At 68.5% G+C, this 18,687-nt stretch carries 12 protein-coding genes; 7 read left to right on the forward strand and 5 right to left on the reverse strand.

Features of this window, described 5'->3' with window-relative positions:
• Positions 1-37: 37 nt before the first annotated feature.
• Entirely contained in the window at positions 38-1,567 is a 1,530-nt protein-coding gene (locus tag BLW83_RS09020; RefSeq protein WP_090847847.1) for a DUF2125 domain-containing protein, read from the reverse strand.
• An 85-nt stretch (positions 1,568-1,652) separates the two neighbouring features.
• Here BLW83_RS09020 and BLW83_RS09025 point away from each other — a divergent pair, with 85 nt between their 5' ends.
• A complete protein-coding gene (locus BLW83_RS09025) occupies positions 1,653-2,276 on the forward strand; it encodes an enoyl-CoA hydratase/isomerase family protein (protein ID WP_090848157.1) in 624 nt (207 codons plus the stop codon).
• 128 nt (positions 2,277-2,404) lie between these two features.
• On the opposite strand, the gene BLW83_RS09030 is transcribed toward BLW83_RS09025, so the two are convergent.
• The 3 genes from BLW83_RS09030 to BLW83_RS09040 all read right to left on the reverse strand — a co-directional run bounded on the left by BLW83_RS09030 (position 2,405) and on the right by BLW83_RS09040 (position 4,700).
• Positions 2,405-2,767 (reverse strand): YbaN family protein, encoded by a 363-nt coding sequence (locus BLW83_RS09030; protein ID WP_090847849.1) that lies wholly within the window; start codon positions 2,765-2,767, stop codon positions 2,405-2,407.
• On the reverse strand, positions 2,767-4,173 hold the full coding sequence (gene ahcY, locus BLW83_RS09035; RefSeq protein ID WP_090847852.1) for an adenosylhomocysteinase: 1,407 nt from the start codon (positions 4,171-4,173) through the stop codon (positions 2,767-2,769). The genes BLW83_RS09030 and ahcY overlap by 1 nt, the downstream gene beginning before the upstream one ends.
• Positions 4,174-4,244: 71 nt before the next feature.
• Entirely contained in the window at positions 4,245-4,700 is a 456-nt protein-coding gene (locus tag BLW83_RS09040) for a hypothetical protein (RefSeq protein WP_090847855.1), read from the reverse strand.
• A gap of 314 nt (positions 4,701-5,014) precedes the next feature.
• Between BLW83_RS09040 and BLW83_RS09045 the strand changes: the two genes are divergently transcribed.
• The 5 genes from BLW83_RS09045 (at position 5,015) to opgC (ending at position 16,457) form a co-directional block, all read left to right on the forward strand.
• On the forward strand, positions 5,015-6,901 hold the full coding sequence (locus BLW83_RS09045; RefSeq protein ID WP_090847857.1) for an autotransporter assembly complex protein TamA: 1,887 nt from the start codon (positions 5,015-5,017) through the stop codon (positions 6,899-6,901).
• A 3,365-nt stretch (positions 6,902-10,266) separates the two neighbouring features.
• The gene (locus tag BLW83_RS16085) at positions 10,267-11,433 is read left to right on the forward strand and encodes a translocation/assembly module TamB domain-containing protein (RefSeq protein ID WP_425433946.1); all 1,167 of its coding nucleotides are present in this window, start codon (positions 10,267-10,269) and stop codon (positions 11,431-11,433) included.
• 191 nt (positions 11,434-11,624) lie between these two features.
• The gene (locus tag BLW83_RS09055) at positions 11,625-13,151 is read left to right on the forward strand and encodes an OpgD/OpgG family glucan biosynthesis protein (RefSeq protein WP_090848158.1); all 1,527 of its coding nucleotides are present in this window, start codon (positions 11,625-11,627) and stop codon (positions 13,149-13,151) included.
• Between the two features lie 127 nt (positions 13,152-13,278).
• Entirely contained in the window at positions 13,279-15,351 is a 2,073-nt protein-coding gene (gene mdoH / locus BLW83_RS09060; protein ID WP_090847862.1) for a glucans biosynthesis glucosyltransferase MdoH, read from the forward strand.
• A complete protein-coding gene (opgC, locus tag BLW83_RS09065; protein ID WP_090847864.1) occupies positions 15,348-16,457 on the forward strand; it encodes an OpgC domain-containing protein in 1,110 nt (369 codons plus the stop codon). The genes mdoH and opgC overlap by 4 nt, the downstream gene beginning before the upstream one ends.
• Positions 16,458-16,459: 2 nt before the next feature.
• Here the strand turns inward: opgC and BLW83_RS09070 are convergent, their stop codons facing one another.
• Entirely contained in the window at positions 16,460-16,711 is a 252-nt protein-coding gene (locus BLW83_RS09070; protein ID WP_090847866.1) for a hypothetical protein, read from the reverse strand.
• Between the two features lie 350 nt (positions 16,712-17,061).
• Between BLW83_RS09070 and BLW83_RS09075 the strand changes: the two genes are divergently transcribed.
• Positions 17,062-18,234: a tyrosine-type recombinase/integrase gene (locus BLW83_RS09075; protein ID WP_090847868.1), complete on the forward strand. Its 1,173-nt coding sequence runs from the start codon at positions 17,062-17,064 to the stop codon at positions 18,232-18,234.
• Positions 18,235-18,687: the final 453 nt, after the last annotated feature.

The following is an 18,687-nucleotide window of genomic DNA, read 5'->3' on the forward strand; positions in this document are numbered from 1 at the left end:
GGCCCGGCCCCCGCAATTTCGCCCATATGGCGCGGTGTTATTGCACCTGCTGCCCGTTGGCAAAGATTCCGCCGTCCTCGCGGAACTCGAATTCGCTGACCAGCGCGTCGCCGCCCTCGGGTGCGGGGCGCGCGAACATCGCCAGCATCATGCGATAGCTCATCACCTCTTCGTTACCGACAACGCCGAGCTGCACCAGGCGGTCGATCAGCCCGTTCAGCCCCTCGATCCGGGCGTTCAGATGGCCGACGGGCTGGGTCACGTCGCCGCCTTCGGGGATGCGCAGCTCGCCCGAGCTGTCAAAGCTGGCCCCGACCGCCGACAGCGCGATCTTGTTCAGCGCGACCTCGACCGGCTCGAAGGGCTGGTCGGATTCGTCGTTGCCCGCCGCCTCGGCCAGCGCGGGGTCGAACAGGTCCATGGCCAGACGCACCAGCCCGGTGACGTCCACGTCAATACTGGCGGGGTCGCGCGGCAGCACCCGCTCGGCGTCGAACAGATCCCAGATGGCGTCGCCAAGGGTCAGCTTGCCGATGGAATAGGCCAGCTTGAAGGGCGCCGGCTCGTCCGATTTCAACACCGGCACCTGGATGTCAAAGGTGGTCTCGGCCAGCGAATAGGCGATCGGGCCGGGGATGTCGGGGATCGTCAACTCGACCGCGGTCGCGTCGATTGCGCCCTGGTATTTCAGCCCCTGCGCGCCAAGGCCAACGGAAAGCTCGGTCCCGTCGATCGTATACCCGCCGACGACCTGCCTGGTTTCGCCATCGTCGTCGGTGCCGGAAAAGTCGAAATCGAAACGCCCGGTGCCGACGGCAAAGGTGGCGTCGACGTCCATCCCGCCGCGCAGCGCCGCGGCCATGTCTTCGCTGGGGTTGAGGTCAAGCGGCAACACCCCGGCCGAGGCCCCGCGCAGATCGTCCAGCCCGCCGGTGACCTTGATGCTGACCGGGTCGCCGTCGTCGTCGTTCAGGTTGCTGAGATCGGCGTCCACCGTCATCCGGTCCGCCGCGATCTCGGCCGCAAAGCGCAGCGCGTCGGTGCGGGTGATCTGCTGCTTGCTGGTCAGGTTGGCAAGGGCCAGCGCCACCGGCACATCCTTGGTGTCGCCATCGACGGTCACGGTTTGCAGCGCGACCACGACTTCGCCCATGCGGCTTTCATGGGCCATGTCCTCGGCCGAGCCGCTGCTGACGATGTCCGCGTCGCGGGTGGTCAGCGCGCCGATCAGCGTCACGTCGTCGCCGTCGGCATCGAATGCCGCCGTGATCGGGATGGTTTCGGACATGGTGGTGCGCACCCGCCCGTCGCCGGTGGCCTGCATCGAGATTTCCGGCACGACCACACGCAGGTCCATCGCCGGCTCGGCCGCCTGATAGGCAAGGGCGACATCGCGCAGGGTCAGGGTATCGCCGGCCTCTTCGCGTGCACCTTCGGTTACGCTGTAGCCGTTCGCCTGGTAATATTCGACCCAGTTCTGCCACACTTCGGCCGGCGACACGTCGGCGAATGCAGGGACCGTCAACGCAAGGACGGCAAGGGTTGAGGTGGCGGTCCGCAAAGGCATGAATCGGTTCCTTTAGAATGTGTGGCGTTGCGACGCGCGCCGAACATTGCATAATCCGGCGCCGTGACCAAGGGAGGCAGTCTTGATTCAAACACATGGCCCGCAGGACGGGTTCGCGACCATCACGCTGAACCGCCCGGACAAGGCGAATGCGCTGACTGCAACGATGATTTCGGACCTGACCGGCGCCTTTCAGGCCGCGGTTCAGGCGGGCGCGCGGGCGATCATGCTGACCGGACGGGGCAAGGTGTTTTCCGCCGGCGCGGATCTTGAGGCGGCGCGGGCCGGGCTTGCGACCTCGCCCCTGTGGGAGGAGCTGTCGACCGCCATCGCCGAGGCGCCGGCGCTGACCATCGCCGCGCTGAACGGCACCGCGGCAGGCGGATCGCTGGGGATGGTGCTGGCCTGCGACCTGCGCATCGCGGTGCCGGGGGCAAAGATCTTTTACCCGGTGATGAAGCTGGGGTTCCTGCCCCAGCCCTCGGACCCCGGGCGGCTGCGGGCGCTGGTCGGGCCGTCGCGGGCCGCGGCGATCCTGATGGCCGGGCAGCGGGTCGAGGCGGAAGCCGCGCTGTCATGGGGACTGCTGGACCGCATCACCCCCGAGGACGGGCTGGAGGCCGCCGCCCGCGAACTGGCGGCGGATGCGCTGGGGGCATCGGCCCAGCATGTGGCGGGGATCAAGCGGATGATTGCCGGGCGCGGCTAGGCAGGTGCGCGGGGTTTGCGGGGGGGACGCGGGCGGCACTGCCCCGCCCCCGATCCGGCGAGGGCACGGGCGGCCGGGCTGCATGGGTATTTGGGCCAGAAAGAAGTCCCTGCCGCCTGGACCTTGGGTCACATCGCGGGCGGAGGGTTGGCGCGGGTCAGGATGAACAGCGCCGCCACCAGCAGGATCATCAGCTGGATCGTCCAGTAGAACAGCGGCAGGATGAACCAGCTGATGCTGAGCCCGACCGCCATGCTGCCCACCGCGATCAGCTTGATCCGCGGGTCGATGGCGCGATGTTCCTGCCACTCGCGGATCTGCGGGCCGAAGACGCGGTGCTTCATCAGCATGTTGTGAAACCGTGGCGACGAGCGGTTGAAGCTGAAGGCCGCCAGCAGCACAAAGGGCACCGTCGGCAGCACCGGCAGCACCATCCCGGCAAATGCCAGGATGATGCCCAGAACTCCGACCGTGCCCCAGAAGATCCGCATCAGTAGCGGTAATGCTCCGACTTGTAGGGGCCCTTGACGGGAACCCCGATGTAATCCGCCTGTTCGGGGCGCAGTTCGGTCAGTTGCACCCCGATCTTGTCGAGATGCAGCCGCGCGACCTTTTCATCCAGCGCCTTGGGCAGGATATAGACACCCGGGCGGTATTCGTCACCCTTGGTCCACAGTTCGATCTGCGCCAATACCTGATTCGTGAAGCTGGCCGACATCACGAAGCTGGGATGACCCGTGGCGTTGCCCAGATTCAGCAGCCGGCCCTGCGACAGCAGGATGATGCGGTTGCCCGAGGGCATCTCGATCAGGTCCACCTGGTCCTTGACGTTGGTCCATTTGTGGTTTTTCAGCGCGGCGACCTGAATTTCATTGTCGAAATGGCCGATGTTGCCGACGATGGCCATGTCCTTCATCGCGCGCATGTGCTCGATGCGGATCACGTCCTTGTTGCCGGTGGTGGTGACAAAGATGTCCGCGGTCGAGGCCACGTCTTCGAGCCGGACCACCTCGAACCCGTCCATCGCGGCCTGAAGTGCGCAGATCGGGTCGATTTCGGTCACCTTGACCCGGGCGCCGGCCCCGGCGAGCGAGGCGGCCGAGCCCTTGCCCACGTCGCCGTAGCCGCAGACCACCGCGACCTTGCCGGCCAGCATCACGTCGGTGGCGCGGCGGATGCCGTCGACCAGCGATTCCTTGCAGCCGTATTTGTTGTCGAATTTCGACTTGGTGACGCTGTCGTTCACGTTGATCGCCGGGAACGGCAGCTGCCCCTGCTTGTGCAGTTCGTAAAGCCGATGCACGCCGGTGGTGGTTTCCTCGGACACGCCGCGGATCGCGTCGCGCTGGCGGGCGAACCAGCCGGGGGTTTCAGCCATGCGCTTGCGGATCTGGGCAAACAGGGCCTCTTCCTCTTCCGACGTGGGGGTGGCGATCAGAGAGGTTTCCCCCGCCTCGACCCGTGCGCCCAGCAGCACATACATGGTAGCGTCGCCGCCGTCGTCGAGGATCATGTTCGCCGTGCCGTCCGCGAACTGAAAGATGCGGTCGGTATAGGACCAGTATTCCTCAAGCGTTTCGCCCTTGATCGCAAACACCGGCACGCCCGATTCCGCGATCGCCGCCGCCGCGTGATCCTGGGTCGAATAGATGTTGCACGACGCCCAGCGCACATCCGCGCCCAGCGCCACCAGCGTCTCGATCAGCACGCCGGTCTGGATGGTCATGTGCAGGCTGCCGGCGATACGCGCGCCGGCCAGCGGTTTCGTCGCGCCGAATTCCTCGCGCAGGGCCATGAGGCCGGGCATTTCCGTCTGGGCGATATCCAGTTCCTTGCGCCCGAAAGCGGCAAGAGAAAGGTCACGAACAACATGATCTTGGGGGGCAGCCTGACTCATCTGAACCTCGCACAATGGGAATGCGGCGGGATTGTCACAGTCGGGGCGCGAAAGCAACGCGCGCGGCCGCCTCAGCCCAGCCCCACCCTTGCGTAAAGCGAGCCGGGGTCCACGCCGTCGCGATAGCCGATGCCCGAGCCGATCACACAATGCGTCGAGTCGGCGCGTTCCAGCAGGACCGTCCAGGTGCCCATCGCATCCGAGCCCCACAGCGACGTGCCGTCGGCGCGGCGGGCGACCATGGTTTCCTCGAACTCGGCAGCCAGCGCCGATTGCACGACGGGGGCCGCGTCGCACCACGGCCTGTCGCTGCCGGGGTCCGTCTCAACCGGCAGGTGGCGGGCCAGCTGCACCACCTCGGGGCCGGTCATGCCCGCGACCGAGGTCCAGCCGCGCACCGGCCCCGCGGGCGCCGACCGGGCCAGGGCCGCAGCCTGCGCGGCGGGAACCGGCAGAATCGCAGCCGCGGGCAGGGCCGCAGCGGCGGCGATCAGGGTCAGGGTGCGAAACGGGCGCAGGATGCGCATGGGGCAGACCTTTCATTTCGGCGCCGATGCGCGCGGCGGGTGGCCGCACGGCCGGCGTCGGTGCTGATGAGTTGCCCAGAAAACGCCGCGCCGGCGGCAGGGTTCCGCCGCGCCCGGCCGCAGGCGCTTGACAGGCGCGTGAACGGATGCGCGAGAATCGCCGCTGGGCGCCCGCAGGTCACAGCCCGCCGGTCACAGGCTGACAACATCGGCAAAAGTTAACCCGACCGAGGGTAGAAATCCCGGCGCCGGCCTGCGACACTCGGGCAAAACCCCGGCGCGCGGCGGCGGCAACAAACCAATGGGGGCAGCAGATGGCAGGTTTCTTGGGCAGGGCGGTCGTGGTCGCGACAGCGGGCTGTCTGCTGGCTGGCCCCGCCGTGGCGCAAAGCGCCGGCAGCGGGTCGTCGTCCTCGCCCTTTTCGGGGCTGTTTTCCGGTGCGGACCCGGTCAAGAACTCTCCGGTCGATCTGCAATTCCGCGTCAGCAACGGCGATGCCGCGCTGAAAAAGCGGCTGCGGGATACCTCGCGCATCACCGACGCGCTGGTCGAGGGGCGCTATACCGCGCAGGATGTGCTGGCGGCGGCGCGGGCGGATTATTCGCGGCTGCTGGGGCTGCTCTATGACGAAGGCTATTACGATTCGGTCATCGAGATCCGGCTGGACGGGGTCGAGGCCGCGGGGATCGCCCCGCTGGACGCGCCGCAGGTGGTGCGGCAGGTGGTCGTCGCCGTGAATCCGGGCAACGCCTTTCGCTATGCGCGCGCGGATATCGCCCCGCTCGCCCCCGAAACCGAGCTGCCCGAGAATTACCGCGTGGGAAAGATCGCCCGCACCTCGGACATGCGCAACGCGGCGCGGCGCGGGGTGGACGGCTGGCGCGAGCACGGCCACGCCAAGGCCGATGTCGCCGCGACCGAGATCATCGCCGACCACGCCACGCGGCGCATCGACAGCCGCATCGCGCTGGCCCCCGGGCCGATGGTCCGCTTTGGCCAGCTGCACGCCACCGGCAACCAGCGGCTGAGCACGCGGCGGCTTTACAAGATCGCCGGCTTTCCCGAGGGCCAGCGTTTCGACCCCGAAAAGATCGAGACCGTCCGCCGCCGCCTGCGCCGCTCGGGCGTGTTCTCGGCGATCACGCTGGAAGAGGCGGAAACCCTTGGCCCCGACAACACGCTGGACGTGAACCTGACCGTGGTCGAACAAAAGCTGCGCCGCCTTGGCGCCGGGTTCGAGATCAGCAGCAACGACGGGGCCATGGTTTCCGGCTATTGGATGCACCGCAACCTGTTGCGCGGGGGCGAGCGCCTGCGCGTGGATGCCGAGTTGAAGGACATCGGCTCGGGCAACTCGGGGCGCGATTTCAAGGCTGGGGTGCGCATCGACCGGCCGGCCACGCTGAACCCCGACATCACCGCCTCGGTCGAGGCGCGGGGCGAGCGGCTGCGCGAGGAAGATTACGACCTGGATCTGGGCGTGTTCGGCCTTGGCCTGACCTGGCTGCCGAGCGAAAGGCTGACCGGGGAAACCAGGCTGGAATACCGCCGCTCGCGCGTGCGCGACGACAGCGGCACCAGTCATTTTGAAATCCTTGCCCTGCCTTCGACCCTGACCTGGGACCGCCGCGACGTGCCCACCGACGCCAAGCGCGGTTTCTGGCTGTCGGGAACCGCGACCCCGTTCACCGGGCTGGACGACACCGGTTCCGGCCTGCGGCTGGTGGCCGAGGGCCGCGGCTATCGCAGCTTTGGCGAAAGCGACCGCGTGACGCTGGCCGCGCGCGCCCGCGCCGGCTCGATCTGGGGCCCGGGGATCGAGGAAACCCCGCGCGACTATCTGTTCTGGTCGGGGGGCGGCGGCTCGGTCCGCGGGCAGCCCTTTGAATCGTTGGGGGTGCGCGCCATCACCGGCGGCCCCGAGGGCACGATTCGCACCGGCGGGATGAGCGTGGCCAACGTCACCGGAGAGGTCCGTTTCCAGCTGCGCCCCAAGATCGGCGTGGTGGCCTTTGCCGACGCGGGCCGGGTCTGGGCCGACAGCGGTTTCGGCGGCGACACCGACTGGCACGCCGGCGCGGGGGTGGGGGTGCGCTATGACACGCCCGTCGGGCCGCTGCGGCTGGACGTGGCCGGCCCGGTCGGCGGCGACACCGGCGAGGGTGTGCAGCTTTACCTTGGTCTGGGGCAGGCATTCTGATGCGCAAACTGCTTGCCGCCGCCGCGCTGGCGCTGTTCATCCCCGCCGCCCCCCTGCCGCTGGCCGCGCAGGATACGGCGGCCCCGCCCGCCGCCGAACAGCCGGATCTGGCCACCGCCGCCGCCGAAATCTCGGCCGAGGTGGATGACGACCGCGGCTTCATCACCCGTTTCCTTGAACGCAACCTGTCGGGCGCCGGGCGGCAGGTGGTCCTGCGCGGCTTTCAGGGCGCGCTGTCCTCGCGCGCCACATTCGAGGAACTGACCATCGCCGATGACGACGGCGTCTGGATTACCCTGCGCAACGGCGCGATCCAGTGGGACCGCTCTGCGCTGTTCGCCCGCCGCATCCAGATCCGCGAGCTTTCCGCCGCCGAAATCCTGCTGCCGCGCCTGCCCGGCGGTAGCGACGGCCCCACCCCCGAGGCTCGCGAATTCGCGCTGCCCACCCTGCCCGTCTCGGTCGAGATCGCCCGCATCGCCGCCGACCGCGTCGAGATCGGCCAGCCGGTGATCGGCGAGGCCGCGGTGGTGCGGCTGGACGGCGCGATGGAACTGGCCGGGGGCGAGGGCGGGGCGCGGCTGTCGATCGAACGGCTGGACGGCAAGCGCGGCAGGTTTTCGGTCGATGCCGGCTATTCCAACGCCACCACCAACCTGGATCTGGACCTTACGCTGGACGAGGACCGCGACGGGCTGTTCGCCAATCTGGTCGGGCTTTACGACCGGCCCTCGGTGCGCGCGGAAATCCACGGCAGCGGCCCCTTGCGCGATTTTGCGGCGCGGTTCCGGTTGGCGACCGACGGGCAGGACCGGGTGACCGGCACCGCCGCAGCCCATGCAGAGCCGGGCGAAGACGGCGCCCCCGGCACCGGGTTCCGGCTGGAGCTCAGCGGCGACGTGGCCAGCCTGCTGCCGCCGGAAAACCGCGCCTTTTTCGGGCCGCAATCGCTGCTGCTGGCGCAGGGCTGGCGGGGCGAGGACGGGCGGCTGTCGCTGCCGGCGCTGATGATCGACACGCAGGCGCTGAAGCTGACCGGCTCGGCCCGGATCAGCGACGAGGGCGCGCCGCAATCGCTGGTCGTGCTGATGACGCTGGGCGAGGACGCGGGCGCCACCACCTTGCCCGTGCGCCTGCCGCTGCCGGGCGATCCGCAGGTCCGCTCGGGGCGGTTGCAGATCAGCTATGACGCGGAACAGGGCGACGAATGGACGCTGCGCGGGCGGATCGGTGATCTTGAAACCGGCGGCAACCACATCGGCCGGCTGCTGCTGAACGGCAACGGCACCGTGGAACTGGCCGGCAACGAACTGCGCGACGTGCTGGGCCACATCACCTTTGGCGCGCGCGAACTGGCGCTGGCCGACCCCGGGTTGCAGGCCGCGCTGGGGCCAGACATCCGCGGCGATGCCGGTTTTGAATTTGCGCCGGGCAATGCGCTGGAACTGGTCGATTTCAGCCTGTCGGGCCGCGATTTCGGGCTGTTCGGCGACATCCGCGCCGACGGGCTGCGGTCGGGCATCACCATTTCCGGGGCGCTGGATGCGGCGTATGAGGATGCCTCGCATCTGTCCACACTGGCGGGGCGGCCGCTGACCGGACAGATTTCGGCTGAAATTTCCGGGCTTTACACGGTTCTGTCGCGCGGCTTTGACGCCGAGCTGACCGTGAACGGGCTGGACGTGACGGTCGATCAGGAACAGCTCGACCGCCTTCTGGCCGGCGAGACGACGATCACCGCCAGCGCCCGGCGCGACGAGGCGGGGATCGAGCTGCGCGAGCTGTCGGTCGATGCGCAGCGGCTGGTGGCGCAGGCGCAGGGGACGCTCAGGTCGGTCGCGACCGACCTGCGGGCCTCGCTGCGGCTGGCCAGCCTGACCGACGCGGATCCCGGCATGGCCGGCTCGCTCGCGGCCGAGGCCGCGGTGACCGGCGCCCCCGGCGCCCGCCGGGTGACGCTGACCGGCGAGGCGGCGGATCTGGTGCTGGGCATTGCCGAACTGGACCGCGCATTGCAGGGCCGCACCGACCTGAACCTGGTCGCGCAGGAACGCCGGGGCGGCTTTGAGGTCGAACGTTTCCGGCTGGGCAACCCGCAGATCACCGCCCAGGGCCAGGGCAGCTTCGGCGAAGAACTCGACGCCGAGTTCACGCTGGACATCCCCCGCCTGACCGCGCTGCGCCCCGAGTTTTCCGGCGCGCTGCACGCCACCGCCCGCGCCTCCGGGCAGGCCGGTGCGCGCCGCATCGAGGTCACGGGCACCGGCGAAGACCTGCGGCTGGGCCAGCAGGACCTGGACGGCGCGCTGACCGGCACCACCGATTTCCGCCTGTCGGCGCTGCAAGGCGACGATGTGATCACAATCGACGAGCTGCGCCTGACCAACGCGCAGATGGCCGCCAATATCGCCGGGGTCTGGGGCGAAAACGTCGCGGATCTTGCCGGTCATGCCGAGATCCGCTCGCTCGCCGCATTCGGGCGCGGCTGGCGCGGGGCGCTGGAACTGGACGGCAGCCTGCGCGACGACGGCACCGGGCAGCGGCTGTTCCAGCTGGACGGCACCGGCCGCGACCTGTCGCTGGGGCAGGCGCAGGCCGATGCGGCGCTGGCCGGGGAAACGCGGCTGGCCCTGCGGGGCGCGGAACGAAACGGCGTGGTGACGCTGGAACAGGCGGTGCTGGACAACGCCCGGCTGCACGCCAGCGCGCAAGGCACGCTGGGGGGCGGCAGCAGCGACATCGCAGCCGAGCTGCGCGCCGACAGCCTGGCGTTTCTGGGCAACGGATTCGGCGGCTCGGTCACGGCGACGGGACGGCTGGTGGACACGCCCGAGGGGCGGCGGATCACCGCGGACGGGTCGGCCAACGGGCTGCGGACCGGCAACGCGCAGGCCGACCTGCTGCTGGCCGGCTCGACCCTGTTCGACCTTGCGGCGCTGATGCCCGAGGACCGCCCGCTGGCCATTCAGCGGCTGAATCTTCGCAACGGGCAGTTGAACATCCGCGCGGACGGAACGGTGCAGGCGATGAACCTGGATGCCTCGCTGTCCAATCTGGCGCTGCTGGTGCCGGGGCTGCCCGGTCCCGCGACGGTGACGGGCAGCGTGCGGCAAGGCAACGGCAACGGCTATGGGCTGGACCTGACCGCGACTGCGCCGGGCGGCACCCGCGCGACCATCGCAGGCATCGCGGCGGCCGATCTATCCACCGCCGACATCCGCGTGGCCGGGGTCAGCGACGCGGCGCTGGTCAACCCGATGCTGCGCACTCGCTCGGTCGAGGGTCCGGTGAATTTCGACCTGCGGCTGAACGGGCGTCCGGCGCTGGAAAACATCTCGGGGCAGGTGCGGCTGCCGGGGGCACGGATGGCCGACCCCAACCTTGGGCTGCGGGTGGAAAACCTGACCGGCACCGCCGACATCGCGGGGGGCGTGGTGTCCATCGACGCCACCGCGGCGGTGGCGGCGGGGGGCACGCTGCGGGTCAGCGGCCCGGTGGACCTGCGCGGGGGGGCGCCGATCCTTGACCTGCGCGCGGTGTTGCAGCGCGTGGTGCTGCGCGACCCCAATCTTTACGAAACTGTCGTGGACGGCGCGGTCTCGATCACCGGCAACCCCGCCGACGGCCCGCTGGTCACGGGCGTGGTGAACCTTGGCCCGACCGAGTTCCGCATTCCGACCAGCAGCCTTGGCGGCAGCCCCATCCCCGACATGGTGCATCGCAACGACACGGCCGAGGTGCGGGCCACGCGGGCCAAGGCCGGGCTGCTGCCCTTTGCCAGCGCCGACGCGCGCATGGCGGGCATGGTGGCACCCGCCGCCACCCCGCCGGCCAACCCGGCGCGGCTGGACCTGACTATCAACGCGCCCAATCAGGTCTTTGTCCGCGGCCGCGGCGTCGATGCCGAGCTGGGCGGGCAGATCCGTCTGACCGGCACGGCCCGCAACATGATCCCCATCGGCCAGCTGGAACTGATCCGCGGCCGCGTCGACCTGCTGGGGCGCCGCTTTACCCTGACCGAGGGGCTGATCGAGCTGCAAGGCTCGATGGTGCCGGTGCTGCGGCTGGTGGCGGAAACCACCCGCGACGCGATCACCACCCGCATCATCATCGACGGCGACCTGCGCGACCCGGAAATCCGCTTTGAATCCAACCCCGGCCTGCCCGAGGAAGAGGTGCTGTCGCAGCTGCTGTTCGGGCGCGGGCTGGACAGCATCTCGGCGCTGCAAGCGGCGCAGCTGGCCAATGCCGTGGCGGTGCTGGCCGGCAAGGGCGGGGCCGGGCTGGTCGGGAACCTGCGCAACGCCACCGGGCTGGACGACCTTGACCTGACCACCGACGAGAACGGCGAAATCTCGGTCCGGGCCGGGCGCTATCTGTCGCGCAACCTCTACAGCGATGTTTCGGTCGATGCCGAGGGCAAGTCGCGGATCAACCTCAACCTTGACGTGAACGACGCGGTGACCGCGCGCGGCTCGGTCACGAGCGAGGGCGAAAGCACCATCGGCATCTTCTACGAACGCGACTATTAGGGCAGGATACAGCGACCCGCGACGGCCGGCGGAAACCCGCCGGTCGGACAGTGTTGCGACGGCACATCGCTGCCGCCGGCAAGGCGGTGCCCCGGCAATCTTGCGGCGGCAGGGGGCATTCACTAATGGTCTCGGGCGGTTGTGGAATTGCAGGCAGGATTCGAGTGAAGCGGCGTTATTTCCTGGGCAGCATGACAGCGGCATTCGCGGGCGCCGCGGCGATCCCGCATATGGCCGCGGCACAAGAGCCGGGGCTGGAAACCGCCCCCGAACCCGCGCCCGATCCTTTTGGCTTTGAGGAGGTGGCGCGGATCGCCTCTGACCTGGCGCGCGCGCCCTATGTCGAGCCTCCGTCCACGCTGGCCGCGCCCTTTGCCGACCTGGGCTATGACGCCTATCGCGCTGTCCGCTTTCGCCGCGATGCCGATCCGTGGGGCGAGGTTCCCGGCTTTGGTCTGGACCTGCTGCCGCCGGGGATGCTGTTCACCCGCCCGGTGCGGATCAATCTGGTGGAAAGCGGCGTGGCGCGGCCGATGCCCTTCGACCCTTCGGTCTTTGACTTCGACGCCGGCAGCTTTCCGCCCGATGCCGCGCAGATGCCGCCCGGCGACATGGGCTGGTCGGGGTTCCGACTGCGCTCGGCGCTGAACCGGCCGGGCTATCTGGACGAGCTGGCGGTGTTTCAGGGCGCCAGCTATTTCCGCGTCCTTGGCCGGGGCAACCGCTATGGGCTGTCGGGGCGCGGGCTGGCGCTAAGCACCGCCAGCCCCGAGGGCGAGGAATTTCCCGCCTTTGACGAATTCTGGATCCACACCCCCGACATCGACGCAGGCACCGTCACCGTCCACGCGCTGCTCAACAGCCGTTCCGTCGCCGGCGCGTTCGAGTTCGTGATCCGCGGCGGCACCGACACGCTGGTCGCCACCCGCGCCGCGCTGATCCCGCGCCGCGACCTGGCCGAGGTCGGGATCGCGCCCCTGACCTCGATGTTCTGGTTCGGGCCGGGCGACCGCGGCAGTTTCGACGACTATCGCCCGGCGGTCCACGACAGCGACGGGTTGCAGATGTTGACCGGCAGCGGGCAGCAGCTGTGGCGGGTGCTGGCCAACCCCGCGACGTTGCAGGTATCGGCCTTTGCCGACCGCAACCCCCATGGGTTCGGGCTGATGCAGCGCGGCCGCGATTTCGCGTCGTATCAGGACGCCGAGGCGCGCTATGAGCTGCGCCCCTCGGCCTGGATCGAGCCGGCGGGCAGCTGGGACGAAGGCTCGGTGGTGCTGGTCGAGATCCCGCTGCATTCCGAATTTCACGACAATATCGTGTCCTTCTGGCGCCCGGCGCAGCCGCTGGCGGCAGGCGTCCGCCATGATTTCGCCTATGTGCAGCATTTCGGCGCCCGGCCCGGCGAAGGCCCTCCGGTCGCGCAGGTGGTGCAGACCCGTTCCGGCCGGGCGGTCAACGCCGAGGGCGCGCGCAGCTTTGTCATCGACTTTGACCTTGCGGCGTTCGAGGGGCAGCCCGACCCGGTGGCGGTGGTCAGCGCCTCGGCCGGCAAGGTGGAATACCCCTATGTGATCCGCCTGCCGGAACAGGGGCTGATGCGGCTGGCGTTCCAGTTCCGCCCCGAGCGCGCCAATCTGGCCGAGCTGACCGCGCGGCTGGACTTCGACGACCATGCGGTCAGCGAAAACTGGCTGTTCCGCTGGACAAGGGACTGACGCGGTGACGCGCGCGCCGTCCCACACACCGACCGCGCCGGCGGGTCGGCCCGCACCCGATGCAGCGACGCCGCAGTCGGGCGCATCGGTCGGCGTGCCGGAACCGTGCGGCCCCTGTTCCGACCCGATGCCGCCGGTGCCGCCGGAATCGCCGCTGGCGATGCCGGTGCAGGATTTCCGTGCCCCGCCCCCCGCCGGCGCCGGTCCGGGCGGTGACACCGCCCCCCGCCTGCCTCCGTGCCCGCATGTGCTGGCCGCGCGGCTGATCGTTTTTGGTGGCACCGCACTGATTGCGGCCATCGGCTGCTGGCAGATGCTGGTGGTCTTTGGCAGCGAGATCCAGCCGCTGCAATGGCTGCTGCTGGTGCTGTTCACCCTGACTTTCGGCTGGATCGGCTTCAGCTTCTGTTCGCTGCTGTCGGGGCTGGTGGCGCGGACCCCGATTACCCCCGACAACCAAGGCGCCGCCCGCATCGCCATCGTGATGCCGGTCTATCACGAAGACCCGGCCGACAGCCTTGCGCTGCTGGGGGCCCTGGCCGACGAGCTGGCGGCCGAGGGGATGGGCAAGCGGGCCGAGATTTTCGTGCTGTCAGACAGCCACGACCCCGATGTGTTCGCCGCCGAGACGCTGGCGGTGGCCGCGCTGCGCGAGACCTGCCCGCTGCCGGTCTGGTATCGCCGCCGCACCGACAACAGCGGCCGCAAGCCCGGCAATATCGCCGATTTCATCCGCCGTTGGGGCGGGCGTTACGACCAGATGGTGGTGCTGGACGCCGACAGCGTGGTCAGCGGCCGCATGGTCGCGGAAATGAGCGCGCGGATGTGCGCCGACCCCGCGCTGGCGCTGATCCAGACCATTCCGATGCTGGTCGGCGGGCAGACGCTGTTTGCCCGGGTGATCCAGTTCGCCGGCCGCGTCTATGGCCCGCCCATCGCCCGCGGCGTCGCCGCATGGTCGGGCGACAACGGCAATTTCTGGGGCCATAACGCGATGATCCGCGTGGATGCCTTTGCCGCCTGCTGCGGCCTGCCCGACCTGCCCGGCGCGCCCCCGTTCGGCGGCTCGATCCTGTCGCATGATTTCGTCGAGGCCGCGCTGCTGCGCCGCGCCGGCTGGAAGGTGCGGCTGGACTGGGATCTGCGCGCCAGCTTTGAAGGCAGCCCCCCCACCCTGCTGGACATGGCGCTGCGCGAACGCCGCTGGGCGCAGGGCAACCTGCAACATCTGCGGCTGCTGGGCGCGCGCGGCTTTACCGCGATCAGCCGGGTGCATTTCATCATCGGCATCCTCGGGTTCCTGATGAGCCCGATCTGGCTGGCCATGATCCTGGTTGGGCTGGCACTGAGCGCCAATGTGATCCTGTCGCGGCCGGAATATTTCCCGCACAGCTACCAGCTGTTCCCCGACTGGCCGACCTTTGATTCCCGGCGGATGATCTGGATCTTTGCCGCCTCGATGACGCTGTTGCTGCTGCCCAAGCTGGTGGCGGTGATCCGGGCATGGAGCAGGCCGCTTGCCTCGAACGCCGGCGGCCGCTCGCGCGTGCTGGCCAGTGCGCTGTTTGAAACCGTGATGTCGGCGCTGATTGCGCCCGTGCAGATGCTGATCCAGACCCGCCAGATCGCCGAGATCCTGCAAGGCCGCAGCTCGGGCTGGGAAAGCCAGGTGCGCAAGGGGGTGATGCCGCCCTGGGGGCTGGTGCTGCGCCGCCACGGGGTCCATGTGGTGTCGGGGCTGGCCACGCTGGTGGTGGTGGCGATGCTGTCGCCGGGGCTGGGGATCTGGCTGTCGCCGATCCTGGCCGGGCTGATCCTGTCGCCGGCGATCTCGCGCTGGACGGCCTCGCCGGTGTTCGGCCGCTGGGCGCGGATGGCGGGGCTGCTGGTCACCCCCGAGGAACGCAACCCGCCCGAGGTGATGGCCGCCGCCGTCGCCCATGCGCGGCGGCTGCGCCAGGCCGAAGGCTCGACCGCGCTGCTGGGCCGCGACCCGCAGGCGATGGCGCGCCATGTCGCGCTGCTGCCTCCGGTCCCCGTGGCGCCGCCGGCCGAGCGGCTGCCCGCGATCTCGGCCGCGGCCAAGATCGCCGCGGCGCAATCGCAGGCGCAGGCGCTGGCGTTTCTTGACCGCGCCGAACAGGCGGCGCTGCTGTCCGACCCCGCGCTGCTGGAACGCTGGGCGGCGTTGCCGGCATGAAGCGGGTTCTGGCGCTGGACATGCTGCGCGGCTACGCGCTGGTCTGCATCATGCTGGACCACATGCCGCTGGGCTATCTGCGGCAGGTGACGCTGACGAATTTCGCGCTTTACGACGCGGCCGAGCTGTTCGTGCTGCTGTCGGGGTTCCTGGTCGGGCTGGTGTGGATCAAGGTCGAATCCGAATCGGGCCGGCGCGCTGCGCAGTGGCGCTTTGCCCGCCGGGCGGGGCAGGTGTGGCTGGCGCTGGTGCTGGGCGGCATCCTGCTGGCGCTGCTGTCGCGCTTGCTGCTGGACGCCGGGCTGCCGCACAAGGCGATCTGGAACCGCTATGCCGAATGGGTGATCGAGGCGCCGCTGGGTTACGCCGCGGTGCTGGCGGTGATGTGGCTGCAACCCAACCTGCTGGATGTGCTGGCGCTGTATGTGGTGCTGCTGGCCTCGGCCCCGGTGTTGGTGCCGCTGCTGCTGCGCTGGCCATGGGTGTTTGCCGCGGGCTCGCTGGCGCTGTGGTGGGTGGCGGTGCCGGTGAACGCCATGCTGCCCAACCACCGGGTGCAGGGTGGGCTGCTGTTCAACCCCTTTGGCTGGCAGCTGCTGTTTTACAGCGGCGTGGCAATGGGGGCATTCCGCCACCGCTTCATGCCGGTGCTGCGGCGCCATTCCGGCTGGCTGACGCTCACGGCAACGTCAATCACGCTGGGTTCGCTGGCGATGGTGGCACTGTGGCGGCTGGGCCCCGAGGGCAAGCGCCTGGCTGATTCGATGTGGCAGGCGCTGGGAAAGGTGGACAAATGGTCGCTGGCCGGGGCCCGCTATGTCGCGATCATCGCGGCCAGCTGGCTGGTGGCGGTGCCGCTGGCGGGGGCGTTCGGCTGGATGGCGGCAAGCCCGCCCGGGCGGATGCTGGCGCGGATCGGCCGCGGCGGCCTGCTGGCCTTTGTCGCCTGTGTGATGCTGTCGGTGCTGGGTGATGCGGTCGCCGGCGCCCTGCCCCGGACCATCCCGTTCCGGCTGGCGGTCGATTTATGGACGATCGCGATCCTGTGGCTGAGTTCGGACCTGTGGCTGACGCTGCGCGAGCGGCGCAAGCCTACGCTCGGCTGAAATCACGGCTCTCCTAGCTGATCCCGGCTGGAAACCGAGGCAGGCGCCAGCCGCGGTCCGCCGCCTGCGACCGCCGCGTGCCGCCGCGTCAACCGGCCAGAGTGAAGACACCAGCTGATCGCCGCAATACCGAGACACCCGATCGCGCCGCCCAGCCCATAGGCCACGAGCACCCAGAACCACGCCACGCCCAAAGACCAGGCGACGAGGGCAGATAATATCCCGGCGGGAATGCCGGTCAACAAAGCAGCCATGCGCAATTCCGTTCATTCAAGCGGCCTCGGGTCAAGTCTAGACAACCTGAGGATCGCTTTACAACTGCTGCTTGAACGGGATACTAAAAATGTTGCGCAATTTGCAGGTAAAACTGTTGCAATACTGCTTCTATGCAAACATCGACCGCGGCAAACCGGCCGGACATCAGCGCCACGACGATCTGATTCTGGTGGAGCCGAGGTCCACCGAACCTAGATTTAGAGCCGTCCAGCGCCGTCCAAATACCCCTGCAATCGCTACATAAATCTTCGGCCTGTAGTCCGGTAGTGTCTTGCATAGTCCAGCCCCATCCCACATTCTGCGTGGGACAAATCGTGGGGCGGGGTGAATGGCGAAGCTGACGGCAACGGGTATCAGGAACCTGTCGACGCCGGGCAAGTATGGCGACGGCAACGGGCTGTTCCTTGTGGTGGCCGCGTCCGGGGCAAAGCGTTGGGTGCAGCGAATCACGATTCGCGGTAAGCGGTGCGACCTGGGGTTGGGTCCGCTTTCGTCGGTATCACTGGCCGAGGCGCGGGAACTGGCCGCCCGCAACCGCAAGGAAGCCCTGGCCGGTGGCGACCCCCTGCGGGACAAGCGCGAGGCCGCCGCCGTGATGACCTTCGAGGAAGCTGCGCGCGAGGTTCACCGGCTGCACCTGCCGACATGGCGGAACGTGAAGCACGGGAAGGACTTCATCACATCGCTGGAAATGTATGCCTTCCCGCGCATCGGTCATATTCGCGTTTCGGACGTGACCGCCGCCGATGTGCTGGGGGTGCTCACGCCCATCTGGACCGTGAAGCACGAAACCGCCCGCCGGGTGCGCCAGCGCATCGGCACGGTGTTGAAATGGGCGGTGGCAAAGGGATGGCGGCAGGACAACCCGGCGGATGCAATCACGACCGCGCTGCCCAAGGTGCCAAAGGTGCAGGCGCATCGGGTGGCGCTGCCCTATGACAAGGTTGCCGACTTCCTGACCGCCCTTCGCGGCTGTGGGGCAATGCCGCAAACCCGCTGGGCAATCGAGTTTCTGATACTGACCGCCATGCGGTCCCTGGAAGTGAGGGACGCGACGTGGGACGAAATCGACCTGGACGCGGCAACGTGGACCATCCCTGCCGACCGCATGAAGATGAAACGACCGCATCGGGTGCCACTTTCGCCCCGCGCCGTCGCTATTCTGAAAGAGGCGCGCGCCCTGTTCGGCGGCACCGGCAGGCTGTTCCCCGGCATGAAGAAAGGCCGCCCGCTGTCCGATGTGACGCTATCAAAGACCGTGAAGGGGCTGGGCTTCCCCGTGGACATTCACGGGTTCCGCACATCGTTCCGCACCTGGGCGCAGGAGAAAACGGGCTTTCCGCGCGAGGTGGCCGAGGCATCGCTTGCCCATCTTGTCGGGTCCGAGGTCGAGCGCGCCTATTCCCGTTCCGACCTGTTCGACAAGCGCCGCCGCCTGATGAACGCCTGGGCCGCCTATGTCACGAACGAATCAACCGGAAAGGTGGTGCGCATTGCGTGAGGGAGAGATTTGCCGGTTCTCAAGCGAGGTAATGTGCCTAGGAGCGATACTGAACCGACTGGACGTGCAAGTCATAACCAACCAAAAGTGTAGCCCAGACTGCGACACTGGTGTGACAGGCACCCTTGGGAAAAGCTGGGGACGCCCTGCGCGCGACTCTTGGGACGAACTGCGGGAAACCGGCGAACGTCCACTGGTATCAGCTTGTATCTCTTGCAGTATTTCCCCATCCCCATTCAGATTTCCCCGCGAAACCAAGACGTTCCGGGCTGTTAGCGGGTCAACCGGGCGGAATTTGTCAACCGAAGCGTGCGCCCGGCCAAAAAATAAAATGCTTGAAACCGCAGGGAGCACGCTTCAATCAGAATACATCGGGAACAAACAATATCTTGTGGCATCCCGGCAGGTGCACCCACTACCCCTGGTAGTGGCAATGCCCGAAACAGGAAGGCC

Source organism: Paracoccus alkenifer (assembly GCF_900108405.1).
GTDB lineage: Bacteria > Pseudomonadota > Alphaproteobacteria > Rhodobacterales > Rhodobacteraceae > Paracoccus > Paracoccus alkenifer.